This window comes from Chryseobacterium sp. 2P, assembly GCF_059579425.1.
This window is the reverse complement of sequence record NZ_CM184194.1, coordinates 1040858-1054185: the sequence shown is the minus strand read 5'-3', so window position 1 is coordinate 1054185 and position 13328 is coordinate 1040858. Positions and strand designations below refer to the sequence as shown.

Annotated in this window: 16 protein-coding genes; 3 read left to right on the top strand and 13 right to left on the bottom strand. The window is 32.0% G+C overall.

Annotation, left to right across the window (positions count from 1 at the left end; all coding sequences use genetic code 11):
* Positions 1-6: 6 nt before the first annotated feature.
* Genes AC52CF_RS04740 through AC52CF_RS04730 form a run of 3 tightly spaced genes read right to left on the bottom strand, consistent with a single transcriptional unit; the run spans position 7 to position 1419 of the window.
* Positions 7-555 (bottom strand): PRTRC system protein E, encoded by a 549-nt coding sequence (locus AC52CF_RS04740; RefSeq protein WP_027383749.1) that lies wholly within the window; start codon positions 553-555, stop codon positions 7-9.
* Positions 556-564: 9 nt separating this feature from the next.
* The gene (locus AC52CF_RS04735; protein ID WP_002977264.1) at positions 565-1002 is read right to left on the bottom strand and encodes a hypothetical protein; all 438 of its coding nucleotides are present in this window, start codon (positions 1000-1002) and stop codon (positions 565-567) included.
* 15 nt (positions 1003-1017) lie between these two features.
* Entirely contained in the window at positions 1018-1419 is a 402-nt protein-coding gene (locus AC52CF_RS04730; RefSeq protein WP_002977263.1) for a single-stranded DNA-binding protein, read from the bottom strand.
* A gap of 1182 nt (positions 1420-2601) precedes the next feature.
* Here AC52CF_RS04730 and AC52CF_RS04725 point away from each other — a divergent pair.
* Complete coding sequence (locus AC52CF_RS04725; protein WP_002977259.1) at positions 2602-3393, top strand: phage tail-like protein; 792 nt, start codon at positions 2602-2604, stop codon at positions 3391-3393.
* Positions 3394-3447: 54 nt separating this feature from the next.
* A complete protein-coding gene (locus tag AC52CF_RS04720) occupies positions 3448-4542 on the top strand; it encodes a phage tail-like protein (protein ID WP_002977257.1) in 1095 nt (364 codons plus the stop codon).
* A 62-nt stretch (positions 4543-4604) separates the two neighbouring features.
* On the opposite strand, the gene AC52CF_RS04715 is transcribed toward AC52CF_RS04720, so the two are convergent.
* The 6 genes from AC52CF_RS04715 to AC52CF_RS04690 all read right to left on the bottom strand — a co-directional run bounded on the left by AC52CF_RS04715 (position 4605) and on the right by AC52CF_RS04690 (position 9018).
* Positions 4605-5441: a DUF8464 domain-containing protein gene (locus AC52CF_RS04715; RefSeq protein WP_002977256.1), complete on the bottom strand. Its 837-nt coding sequence runs from the start codon at positions 5439-5441 to the stop codon at positions 4605-4607.
* 22 nt (positions 5442-5463) lie between these two features.
* Positions 5464-6558, bottom strand: coding sequence for a hypothetical protein (locus AC52CF_RS04710; RefSeq protein WP_002977254.1), 1095 nt, complete (start codon positions 6556-6558; stop codon positions 5464-5466).
* A complete protein-coding gene (locus AC52CF_RS04705; RefSeq protein ID WP_002977252.1) occupies positions 6539-6895 on the bottom strand; it encodes a DUF3853 family protein in 357 nt (118 codons plus the stop codon). Before AC52CF_RS04705 ends, AC52CF_RS04710 begins: the two co-directional genes overlap by 20 nt.
* A gap of 14 nt (positions 6896-6909) precedes the next feature.
* Positions 6910-7260: a helix-turn-helix domain-containing protein gene (locus AC52CF_RS04700; protein WP_002977250.1), complete on the bottom strand. Its 351-nt coding sequence runs from the start codon at positions 7258-7260 to the stop codon at positions 6910-6912.
* Positions 7261-7464: 204 nt separating this feature from the next.
* A complete protein-coding gene (locus AC52CF_RS04695) occupies positions 7465-8721 on the bottom strand; it encodes a type II toxin-antitoxin system HipA family toxin (RefSeq protein ID WP_002977248.1) in 1257 nt (418 codons plus the stop codon).
* Positions 8722-8730: 9 nt separating this feature from the next.
* Entirely contained in the window at positions 8731-9018 is a 288-nt protein-coding gene (locus AC52CF_RS04690) for a helix-turn-helix domain-containing protein (protein WP_002977244.1), read from the bottom strand.
* Positions 9019-9166: 148 nt separating this feature from the next.
* On the opposite strand from AC52CF_RS04690, the gene AC52CF_RS04685 reads away from it, so the two are divergent.
* Positions 9167-9985 carry a hypothetical protein gene (locus AC52CF_RS04685; RefSeq protein WP_002977242.1) on the top strand — a complete coding sequence of 273 codons (819 nt, stop codon included), beginning with the start codon at positions 9167-9169 and terminating at the stop codon, positions 9983-9985.
* A 5-nt stretch (positions 9986-9990) separates the two neighbouring features.
* Here AC52CF_RS04685 and AC52CF_RS04680 read toward each other — a convergent pair whose 3' ends face one another.
* The 4 genes from AC52CF_RS04680 to AC52CF_RS04665 form a co-directional block, all read right to left on the bottom strand.
* Entirely contained in the window at positions 9991-10521 is a 531-nt protein-coding gene (locus AC52CF_RS04680; protein WP_002977239.1) for a hypothetical protein, read from the bottom strand.
* A 176-nt stretch (positions 10522-10697) separates the two neighbouring features.
* Positions 10698-11369: a hypothetical protein gene (locus tag AC52CF_RS04675; protein WP_002977238.1), complete on the bottom strand. Its 672-nt coding sequence runs from the start codon at positions 11367-11369 to the stop codon at positions 10698-10700.
* 5 nt (positions 11370-11374) lie between these two features.
* Positions 11375-12664, bottom strand: coding sequence for a site-specific integrase (locus AC52CF_RS04670; RefSeq protein ID WP_002977236.1), 1290 nt, complete (start codon positions 12662-12664; stop codon positions 11375-11377).
* Between the two features lie 4 nt (positions 12665-12668).
* Positions 12669-13223, bottom strand: coding sequence for a helix-turn-helix domain-containing protein (locus AC52CF_RS04665; protein ID WP_002977234.1), 555 nt, complete (start codon positions 13221-13223; stop codon positions 12669-12671).
* Positions 13224-13328: the final 105 nt, after the last annotated feature.

The window sequence follows — 13328 nt, the reverse complement described above, 5'->3', positions numbered from 1 at the left end:
CTATATTTAAATGTTGGAAATTTCTTGTGGTTCTTGTGGCTCGGAAAAAAGACTTGGAGCAAGATGGACTTCATATTGTTCCTGCTTTTTCCTGATGTTATCTGCCTTATCGGGATAATCTGAAATTTTAGGTAGAGCAGACCACGCATCTTTATATTTGCCCTCCTTTTCAAATTGCACTGCCTTTTGTAAGGATTCAGTAAATTTTTTATCCTTTGTTTCCTTTTCTTTTTTCTCCTTATCACTTTTCTCCTTTTCCATTGCAGATTTCTTCTTGGCTTCTTCCATCTGTTTCATAAAGCTTTCCATATTTACCATTAAACCCGAAGCAGTCTGTAATGGTGTGCCTACCGTTTCAAAGAATCCGTTATCAAGCTCTTCTGCTGTTCCCTTTAAATTAACAGGTGGAATCAATTTTCTTGCTTCGTCTCCACACTGCTCATTATTGAGCAATATGGATAGAACAAAGCCATTTTCTTCTGTTGGTCGAAGTATCAACTGCAAGTCACCTTTTAAATTAAGTTTGGCGAGTTGTCTAAAAAAATTGGTCTGCATAGCTTTCAATTAAGTTGTCTGTGTTAATTCGTTCAGAGAAAATTGGAGAGTCCAATATTCAGTACCCAAATGCTTTTCAAAAGCATTATAAATGGCAGTACCATCAGTAAAAACCTGCATCTGATAACAGTTTAATACAAAATCCAATGGTTTCAATTGACTGATTTCTTCTTCATTAGTTTCCACGAAAAACATATCATTGTTTTGAAACCAATCTTTAATTTCAGAGAAGCTTTCATCCGTAAACCTAAAAAAATCAACTGCTTCATCTTTATAATTAAGCCATTTGAAAAAAGTATCATTTTCAAAAGGTTTTACAGAGTCCAATCTTTCAGTACATAATTCTCTCCATTGTTCAGTAGTATGAATGATTGCAAAATCACTAAATTCATTTGAATCGATGGATTTGATAAAAAGATAATCTGTAGGAATTTTTGATATTTTCATTGTTTAAATTTTAAATTAAAATGGTAAATCATCATCCTTATCTCCGACTAAAGCACTTGCTGTTTGTGGTTTGGCTTCGATGGTTGAATTAGTATTAACATCCGCCTTACCTCCTCCTCCGTGAACTTTAATAAATGATGTGAGAAAATTTAGACCCGAACGAATCTCTCCATCTTTTCCTATCCAAGCACTTGCACTTGGTTTTCCTGTCAGCTCTACCAAAGTACCTTTGGTAAGAATTTTAGCTACATTAGAACTAATCCAGTATGAACAGTTATAAAATGTGGTCTGTTCTACTCTATCTCCTTGTTTATTTTTAAAGCTATCATTTATAGCTACTGAAAAATTAACAACTTGTCTGTCATTTGCTAATGCGTTAACTTCCGCATTCTTTGTAATTCTGCCTACGATGTTCATAATAATTGAATTTAAATTGTTTAAAATTATTTTCGTTTTCTAAAAATTTCTTGAGTGAATTGATTTGGTATCGAGGACACTCGGTTTTCTCTATTGTTTTTCCTAATTGGAAATGATTATTTATATATTTTTTTGATATTTCCGAAGATGTCAAAGAGCATAAGTTGAATTGATTTGTATAACTGAGGTTCCGGTTTTTCTTTGCTTATGACCATAGAAAAAGAGCAGGCGCATAAAACCCAAGGAAAAAGAGTCACTAATTATATTTATTTTCAGGGCTTGAAATATTTTTGTCCGAAGGATTTAGGAGTTTCTGACAAATTATCGGAACTGGTGTAGAAAATTTTTTAGATACCCAAAAAGATTTTTTTGTGAGAAAGCCTCTTTTCTACATTTGCAATTGTAAAAACAAAAACACAGTTATTAAATCAACTTATCAATTTACACTGGTGAATAATATCAAACTAATTGCAATACATATTGTTTACAATCGGTTTATTTGTAAAGATGTAAAGACATAATTTTTGTACTAAAAGATTATATTTTTTCTTTAAAAGCAAAAGCTTAAATTCCTTTTAGAGAAAAAAGAACTTTTATATATTTTTAGAAATACTTTTACTGTACTCCACTATTATCCTGCAGCAGCTGTTTGAGAGGATTTTAAGAATGAGTGTGTTTCCGAAAGATAGATGATCGCTTTTCCGAAAAAGAGATCAGTGCTTTTCCGAACATCAATCAAAATACGAATGAGTGCGTTTCCGAATTTTTCAATCCAACATTCAGTATTTATCCACAATTATCAAAATTTCGACAATGTAAAGAGTTCGTTTCCGAATCTAATAGTATAAAAGAGATAATTTTCGTCCGACTAGTTGGGTTTAGGAGCGCTTTTCCGAAATATCCAGAGTGCTTTTCCGAAATAAAATGAGCGCCTTTCCGAATTGAAGAATTTGCTTAAACCGATTATACTTTTAAATGACATAGTCATAGGCGACAAAATAAACTCAATGGTCACATATGTTCAATTCTTAATCATAGATCGCCTTGAATAAAACTTTTGAATATTCAATTATGACTTTTTACAATCATAAAAGTTCACTCCGCCATTTATAACAATTAGTTTAATAGCAGTAATACGGTTAAATATGAATTTTGTAAAATAATTTAACAAAAGAATTACTGATGAAAAACAACTTTTTTATGCTGCTTTGTTTCTGTGTTAATTCATTTCTGTTTTCTCAGGTAGGAATCAACACCTCATCTCCTGAGACTACTTTTGAAGTTGTAGGAAAAGCAGAAGACATCAATCATTATGATGGAATTCTCCCCCCACGCATTACGGGAGATCAGTTGCAGAAAAAAACATACAATTATTCAAAGAAAGGTGCTGTTATATTTGTCACCACTGCACCATCAAACTTATCAGGTCAGGTAGCTGATATTACAGAGCCAGGGCTATATTACTTTAGCGGATATTCGTGGAAATCTATATCCAATCAAAAGGAACCAATAGAATATAGAATTATTCTGTCATTTGATAACAGCAATGATGATGTTCTGACAGAATCATCAAAGTGGTCTGAGCCTCTTAATCTTTCGTCTGACAAAAATGTTTACTTAACATCCTCAAAACATTATTCGATAGGAACAAAAAAATATGGAGGCTTTAAAGGCTCGGTAACTTTAAGGAAATTAGAAGGGATAGTGAATATAAAATTTGAAATTAGCAGAGCATCTGATGCACCTAATGTTTTAGATGATGTTTTATTTGATATTTCGGGAATATGCAACGAAATCGGATACTTTCCTAAAGATATAGTTTTTATGCAAAATGAAAATTCAACTTATGTAATTCCGGTACTGCTTCAAAATAATACCATATATATTATTGCAGGAAACTTAAATATGATAAACTCAAACGCCACTGGTGAAGTGCAAGGCTACTCAAATTGGATCAAACCTCACTCCAAATAGCTATACCACAAAAGTAGATTCTAAAAACATAGTGAACTATAATCAAATAACAAAATGAAAAACAACTTTCTAAAACTATTTTTTTTATTGATAAGTGCCAACTTTTTCTCACAAGTCGGTATCAATACTCAAACGCCTAAAGCTACCTTAGAAGTAGTAGGCAAACCAGATGATGCCAATCATTTCGATGGGATCATTCTACCAAGAATTAGTGGAGATCAATTGGCAACAAAAACTTACACTACAGCACAGAAGGGAGCAATAGTTTTCGTTCTATCACCTGCCACCAATTTATCAGGGCAATCTGTTCATCTTGAAAAGTCAGGTCTATATTATTTCGACGGTCAAAAATGGGTTCCATTACTTCAAAGTGATCCATTGGAAGTTGTCTCTCAAACAGGTAATACTTCCACGCTGGAACTTATTGTAAAAAATAATCTGAAGCTTGATTTTGATCAAAAAGAAAATTATATCATCGGTAAATCTAGAAGCACTATCGCCGGTGAATACAACTCAATTTTTGCAACGGACTCAAACATAACTTCCGGAAAAGGGAATTCGGCCAGTGCCTATGCAATGTCTCAAGGAGAAATTACTGGAAAACTAAATTATGGAGCGGGGGTATCAGCACTAAATGGTATTATTAATGGAACAATTTCCGGAAACAGGAATATTGGAATCGGTGCAGGAGCAATGTCATATATCACATCAGGCAATGATAATATTTCTATAGGATATCTGTCGGGTACAGGCAATAGAACTGGATCTAATAATGTTTTTATTGGTGTCGGTGCAGGAAGCCCCGCATCTGGAAATAGAAGTATTAGTAATAAGCTGGCAATTCATTCAACACCAGTAACCACCAGTTCAACAAATTTTTGGGATAGCATTACAAACAATTATACAGACTATAAGTTTGCGCTAATCTCTGGAGATTTTTCTGAAAGATGGCTCAATATCAATGGAAAACTGAGTGTTACACCTTCACAAATGCCCGATGCAGACGGAGATCCAGCTTACACCAAAAAAGTTGTAGCCAAAGCGGATGGCAGCTTTGGTTTTGCAACTGAAGTAATTCCTATTCCCCCATCAAATGGAACCTTTATATTAAAAAGTGTGAACGGAGTGCCAGGATGGGTTACTCAATAAGATTAATTTCAAAATGAAACCGCTACTATTAAGTAGCGGTTTTGTCTTTACTGAAAACATCATCACCTTATCAGCCACTGATTCAAATCTTTATAATGTTGGTACATCCAGGAAAAATCTTCAACATTTTTATAGCTGTTGCGGATCTGCTCTACGACAGTTTTTCCCGTTTTATCATTATCAAGAAATAGAGATATTTTTTTGTATTTCTTTAGTATTTTATCTCCCGCTAAGAGCATCGATGTTGAATTAAAGACTAAATAATCTGCATCTGAAGAAAATTTATCATCTTCTATCGTTTTATATGACAAATAATCAAAAAAGCCCTCAAATACAACAATTTCATTATTTTGCTGATTTCCCTTCTTTATTAACGTCACATCTTTTGGTCCGAGGCAGATTTTAGAATATTTATTACGGACTTCAATACCTCCTGAATTATTAAAAAAAGCAATCGCAAAATAATATTTATCTTCTATTTTGTAATGGATCTCTTTGATAAGACTTTTACAATTCAAAACTCCCCTTGACTTAAGATACTCTAGCAACGCAGGATGCTCGACATCGATTGTTTTTAAAACATTATAAGTAAAGCCATCATTTGTTTCAACCACATTATCTATTGTAGGCGAAAAATCAAGCTTATTTAAATATTCAAGCGCTGTTGAAACATTACATTTATTAATAGCTTGAACTATTGATATAACATCATATATTTTACCTGTTCCAAAATCAAAAGCTGTATTCTTAATGAAATCTACAGACAGGCTGGCTGTTTTCTCTTGTCTATCTAATGCAAAATAAAATGCTGTTCTTTTGTTTTCTTTTACAGGGAATAGACCATAGGATTCCATAACCGTCCTGATACTGACGTTTTGTTTTATTTGCTCACAATTCATTGTAAATAAAATATTAGATTAATTAAAAAATGACGGGATATCCATCCGGAAGAAATTTTCCCATTCTTGTGTCCCGGTAAAGTTCTATCATAAGTTGTTGTATCTCCTTTAAAAATACCTTACCACTAAAATCAGAGGATCGTAGTTTTAATTTTCTATTTTTTTTGATAAAGTAATTGTAAGATTTCTCTATCAGCTCTCTTGTCTGTAATATATTTCGATAATGATATGCGAACTGCAGCATTTCCTGCTCCTGCAATCTGTACCTTTTTTTAAAATAATTAATTCGATAGGTGATGAACAAGTGTTCGCTATCTATATTCAAATCTGCTTCCTGAATTTTTTCAGTGGAATATGGATGAATTGCAATGTTTTCTCCTTTGCATTTGAAATTAAATGACACTGTACTGTATTTATCGAGACTGCCCTTAACCTGTTTTAAAAATTTAAAACAAAAATCATTTGCTGTTCGATAATTTAAGTCAAACTTCGAATTAAATGTTGACAGTTTCAATACAGTGCCAGTTGATGGAAGTTTAGCCAGCCAAATTGCAAATATGATATGTTTATTATTTTTAATATTATACACCAACTGATAAAGCATATAATTATATTCCGGTATTACAATTAATTTCTTCAGCCAATAACTGCTGATAAGAAAAGATGTGTAGCCTCTTTCATCGTAGGTTGGTGTTGATATAAGTCCTGCAAAAGTTTTGATTTCCTTACCTTTTCTATTCTGGGACTTATACCATCCCATCTTAAATTTTGCTAAAAACTCATAGGCATTAATTACCTGCTTTGTTGAGCCACTGGGAGAAATTTTGCTATTCTTAATTTTAAGCAGGGCGAAAGTATTATTTTCAGTCTCAAAATCATCATCGAACAAAGAGAGTTGCTTCGGACGATCTTCAGGTCTGAATTGTTCATTACTTATAATAGAGATTATATTAAATATAACCCTTAGCGCATTGATGGGAATGTTGGCGGCTTGACTATTTTCATCAAAGATAAAATCATCAACAAAATGGTTGCCTATTCTTATACTCTCAGGAATTCTTTCATTTTTAAATTCCTTGCGAATGATTTTCTGACTGCTATCTTGTAACGACATCATCTTTTTCTTTATTGCAGTTTATTAGTTCATATTCATTGTTAATTAGAACTAAAGCTCTCTCAACGTCCAGGACAATTTTTCGCCCCTCCTGAGTGATCGCATCTTTAATTTTACCGCTCTTTTTTAATCTCATAGCAGATGAAATACTGCAATTAAATAACTTGGCTATACCTTTAAGACCATACACATACTTTTCATCAATTATTTTATTTTGCTGCAAGGATCTCTTTGTACGATTTGTTATATAAATATTTTCATATTTAAATAAACTTACTAATTCCTCCCCGGTCATTTGCCAAATAAGCTTTTGCTTTAGTTTATTAATTTCGTTAGACATCGATCGCATTTTTATTAGTTATGTTGTCTTCTGCGATTTTTCTTAAAATCCGCTTCACATTCCTCGGTAATTTCCTGCAAGGTCTTTTTCTTGCCTTTAGAAATCCAGTTCAGTATTTCTTCTTCAAAAAAATATAGTTTCTTACCGTTTTTGTAGCATGGGATTTTTCTTTCTCTAACAAGAGTGTAAATGGTTGGTTTCGCTTTACCGATTAAGGATGCTACTTCATCTATTCCGATTGGAATTTTTTTGAGAGGTATAACAACATCTTCTTTTGATACCAGATGCTTTATCTCAGCAAGTTCACGAATTAAGAAGGCGACTGCTTGTGGTAAATTTTCAAATGAAATATTTTGCAAATCCATAATACTTGATTTTAATTATTATGGTGCAAATGAAAAAAGTGTTTTCGCTGTGTTTGAAAAACACGACGAAAACACTTAAAACACTGTGTTTTTGTAATCGATATTAAGCAATAAGTTTTTACCTACTGTTGAAACTTAATTTTTATAGCTCATTCTAAACGTATTAATCAATTAAAATTTATTTACTAAGATTATTTTAAAAGATTAATTTTCAAATGGTAAAAATGCAGATCTCATACGCTCTTGTTCAGATCTGGGTATTCCAATCTCGCTAGCAATACTTTCCCATCCTCTTACAACCGAAATGACTTTTTCAATGATTTCATCCATTTCATTTTCGTTCAGTCTAAATTGAGCGCCCACTTCCTTAGCAAGTTCAAGATCCAAAGCATTATTATCTGTATCAATATTTAGAGCAAGTCCTTCTTTATCCACAGACGGATTAATGTCATAGGCTGGTGAAAGTATCCATCCTTTTGGGGTTAAAATAAATCCGTGATTTCTAAGGTGATCATCTGTGTTTGATATACAAATACTAAACACGATTCTTCTCCATAATTCCTTCAAATTATTGTTAACATCAATACCGTAGTTCGTAATAAAATCAACGATATCAAGGTAACTTGCAGTTGAATCTCTTAATTTTTCTTCATTGTTTCCTGTCATAGTCATAGCTGACGAAAAATGAATTCTTCCGGAGTTTGTTCTATCAAATCTTTTGGTGAAAAATGTATGATAGCTGTTACTTAATTTTTGAATCTTTGTTTCTGACATATTAATTCCGGCATCAGTAGCTAATCGGTATGCCAGATATTCCCACGCTGCCTTATCAATTGTATCATTTTTTGAAGGAAATTTAGCAATCCATAAATTTTTTTCCTGATCCATAACATTAGCTTTCGGTCTTGCACCCCCTAATGAAGATCCTGGAACTACAAGCAGTGCTAATAACCTTTTCATTTTAGGCTCATCTTCATTTTCAAAACTTTTCACGGCTGCCTCCAACTCTCTTAATGATGACCAGGGTGGTGTAGGGTTATTCTCATCATCATCTAAAAAATTTCCATCTATTGAAGTCTTAAATCGCAGAGCACCCATCCTTGTTTGGTCATACACTCCTAATAAATAATCCAGATCATAAAGTTTCTTTTCTTTCTCTCCAGTTTCTTTGGCTACCTGAATAGATTTTCTTTTCATTAGTGTTCTTCCCCAAGTATCAGGCATACTATCCATAAAAACACCAAAATTTTCTTTATTGGTTGGATATTGTGGACCTCCAAACAACTGAAGATCAGGATCTATTAAATTTTGACCCGCACTTTTAATCCACTCTTTATCATATTCAAAACTAAAGGACTTTTTTCCTTTACCCTGATGAGCTGACAAAATCCCCATTAAATGAGGACCTTGAAGGTCAATCCAATCTGCATATACAAATATGTCAACTTTAGTAGATTTCATTTAATTATATTATTTCAGTAATTCTAAATCTTGCAATTTTCTTCCAAATTCATCATCAGATCCAAGCTTTAAAATATCATCGCTAAGACCCAATACTCTCAAAACATTAAAATATGATCCCATTGCCACACTTGGATCACCTTTTTCAATAAGATGTAGTGTTGAACGTACAATTCCGGCTCTCTCTGAAACCTGCTCTGTAGTTAATTTTCTTCTTTTTCGAGCAAGTTTAATATTCTCTCCCATTTGTTCCAGCAGAGCCAAATACTTGGGTAAAATTATTTGTTTCTTTTTCATAATGTCCGTTATTTCATACAAAATTACACATTTTGTATGAAATAACGGACATTTTAAATAAAAATCTCCTCCATTTGACTTTTCAAATAAAAAAGACTAACTTTGTATTATTTCTTATGTATACATAAGTAAATAATACTACGTACTAATGAATTTTGAAAAGATTGTTGATGCTTATATTGCTGGTAGTCCTCACAGAAAGGCTTTAAATAAAAAGGAATTTGATTATTTGGTACAGGAAATTTCGAGTTTTCGCAAATTCAAAAAATTAAGTAAAGAAATTAGCGAATACATACTTCAAAAACATTACACCTTAGAACAAGATTTATATATTTTCAATGACTCCAATCCTGAAGTTGTTGACTTGGTTTATGCGTATAACAAATATACACACTTTAGCCACCATTCAGCACTAATAATGCATCAAATAAGTACTATTGAAAACAACGCCATCTATTTATCAGAAGAGATCGATAGCATTTCCAGTCCTAAAAACACCTTAACTCAAGGAAATATAGATTTAGCTTTTAGTAAACCTCAGAGAGTCACAAAAAATATAAAGCAATTCAGAGACAAAACATTTTACTTTCTTAAAAATCAAAGCAGTACTACAATGGAAACCTTCATTAATGGAGTAAAAGTTTCAAATCTTGAAAAGACACTTATAGACTGTACTGTAAGACCACTATATTCCGGTGGAACAAAAAATATCCTTAATGCATTTGCTATGGTAAAGCAATTAATTGACGCAGATAAATTACATCATCATTATAAAAAATTATCATTTGTATATCCTTATCACCAAGCTATTGGATTCTACTTGGATAATGCAGGTTATAAAGAAGAGTTTTACAGTAAATTTCTGGCAATGAATAGTGATTATGATTTTTACTTAGACTATCAGTTAACTTCACCTCAGTACAATCCGAAGTGGCGAATCCATTACAATGAAGACATTATCCAATAAAAAAATTACTTATAATTTATCTTTATCTTTTCAAGGAAATTTCTGCACACTTCAAAGAGTTGAAAGATATTGTTTGCTTGGATAATACTATGTCTTTGCTGAAAAAGAGTTTCTCTAAATGATTCTGCATCAAAGACTGCATCAGATGGATCTTTTGTCAGGGCTAAATTAACGCTGATACCAGTTGTCAAATCGTTGTTCAAAATACTTCTGATATCAACAAGGGGCTTTAGATAAAAATTTAATTCTCCAATACGCCCCTGACTTTTTGAAAAAGGGAGATCGTGATTTTTGCCGAGTACATCCATATACTCTGTTAGACGAATCCTCATTAATTCTTTCTGCCTCTGAATATCAGTATAAGATATAAGTTCTTTCTTTATCGGGTCAATTTCACTTTCGATCCGTAAGATTTCGTTTTTGGTCACTTCTATATCAAAAAGAGGATTATCTAATTTATCCTGTTCTATAGATAGCGAATTTAATTTACCTTCAATTTGTTGCAGTAAAAAAGGAATATTCTCTACATTCTTCATTTTATGTAAAATCTATTTATGATAAAATTTCTTCTAAAAAAATTTAACTATTAATAATGTATTATAATTTTTTGAAATATTCCCGACATTTAAGTTCGTAAATGGATAGCTTCAGAAATATTAGTAAATGCTCAATAATCGCTACGACTATGCAAGGAGTTAAGATATTTATTATACTAAAATTTTAAATCTCTTTTTATTTTAATGATACCTTTTTCATCATCATCTTTTAAATGACTTTTAATTGAGTCCGTTTCAACATCTTTTAGTGAATGTTGAAAAACTTCTTTTAAAAACAATGCTACTTCATATTGATTTCGCCTATCAAAGTGCTTCCAAATGTTCCAGCCAAAATGATACAAATCCATATTAGATAATTTGTGAACCCTTACAGGGCTAAAATTTTCTATTTTTTCTTTCTTAGCATACTTTGTAATGTAGCTGCATAGGTTTTCTAAATCATTAACAGATGTGTATAGCGCAAATTGCTCCTTTGTATATCTTAATGCAATCTCAAGCTTATTATCGAACTTTACAACTTCTTTAAATTTTAAATCTTCTTTAATATCAGCAATAGTAACAGGTCCAGAAAAGAATTCATTAACCAAAACTAGATTTTTTCTTTTAGTAATAATTCTGCTTATAATTTCATAGATAGTATGCAAAAACAATGTTAGACCTGAATAAATAACAACACCTACGAAAATCACGACTATAAAAAAGATATTTGCCGTAAATTCATCGGACCCTTTATCGATAAAATATGTTCTGACTTGAGTTCCTAAAAGGATACATACCACTATAATGGGTAAATACATACATATTAATTCAAAATTTTTGACTTTCATATTTATTAGTTTGCTTGTATAATTTCTTGGTTTTCTTCTAAAATATTTTCATCCAGCTTAATAGCTCCAGCTGCTCTATTTTTCAGTTCATCAACTACTTTAGCATAAACTTGAGTTGTTGTAACTTTACTGTGTCCAAGCATTTTACTAACTGTATAAATGTCTGTTCCTAAAGAAAGCTGCAATGTTGCAAAAGTATGTCTGAAGCAATGAAAAGTTATATGCTTTGTTATTCCAGCTGATTTGACCCATTTTTCGAGAGGTCTCGAAATCCAAGAGCTATCTTGTAAATTTTCAAATACTAGCTGTTCGGGAAGTCTCGGAGTTCCGCATAAATGAATTGCTTGTTCAGAAATCGGTGTATACTCGACTCCTTTTGTTTTCTTTTGTCTAAATTGAATTTTGATTCTATTTGACTGAACATCAATTTCTTTCCACTTAAGCCTTTTAATATCACAATGTCTTAACCCTGTCAGTGCAGAAAATAAAGATGCTCTTTTCAATTCATCATTTTCACAAGGAGTATTTACTAAAAGATTAAGTTCCTCCAAAGAGAGATGTTCACGGAAAGATTCTTGCTCTCCAATACCTTTAATCTTTGCTGATAAGTCAATTATAAAATAACCATCAATAAAAGCTTGGGAAACTATTGCCTTAAAAATAGAAAAGTACGTTGCAGCACTATTATTTGAAAGAATTCCTTTCTTTTTTCCGCGATAGGGCGCCGATAAAAGATAAAGCTTAAAATCATCAGCAAAACTCAAATCAATTTTTGAAAATCTTAAATCATCTCCGGAAAACTCTATAATAAATTCAATTAAACACCTCCAGTTAGTTCTAATTGAATCAGAACTATTATTTGAGCCGTGTCTTTTCTTTAGCAACCTATTACAGTAATCTATAAATTTTTCTTTTTGTTTTTCTTGCAATTCGGCCTTAATAGCATCGCTATCACTATACAAGTCGACATTATCATATTCTTTTTGGCGTAGTTTACGAATTCCATCAGCATATAACATTGTCTCCCTGTCACGCTCACTCTTACAAACTATAATTCCATTATCATCACGCTTTGGTTTAAAGGCTTTTGTCCCGTCCTTTAGGTTAGTTCTGCTTGTTCTTTTTTTATCCCATTCAACCGTATAAACAATTCTATTGAGATACTCCCTAGAACGTTGCGGTTTATTTTTTCCAGCAATAAATACAGGATAACTCTCCAAATAGACATACCATTCATTTCTATCCTCAGCTTTACGCAATCTAACTGTAACTTGAGTTTTTGAAAGTTGTTTCATAAGCTTAATCTATAGTACCATTATATAATTTGTCAATCTCGCTTTTTGGAGCATAAACATAATTACCAATTTGACGGGTGGGAATTGAGTACTTTCTGATATGCTTGTATACACTCGTATCGTGTAACTGAAATTTTTTGGAAATCTCACCAATAGTATAGCAATTCTCTTCAGAAAGATCATACAAGTTAGGATTAGAATTTTTCTTTTCAATCTTTTCTTTAGATGCCGGAGGAAACATTTCTTGCAAAACTTCACGATTTACTTTTATTAAACGAGTTCCTTCATTAATAGAAGGTATTACATTTTGTTTGATAAGTCTATAAAGTGTTCTTTTTGCAATGTCAAAGAGTAAAACAGCTTCAGGGACTGTCAAGAGAATTTTATCTAAAGGAATCTGATCAATCAGTTCTTGTCTTTTTAATTCTAATTTTTCTTGACGCTTTCTTTTCTGGTAAGCATTTTTTATACACTGCTCACGACAATAAAATGAAGTTACTGTCTTAGGTATAAATTCCTGCGAACAATGCAGACATTCTCTTTTAATCCTTTTAATCATACATATAGAAAAACTAAAGGTAAGAAAAAAAATCTTAAGTGCCACATCTTCTCTGCTTAAGTGCCGGTACAAATATGGTACAAATGTGTAATAAAAAACACTTAA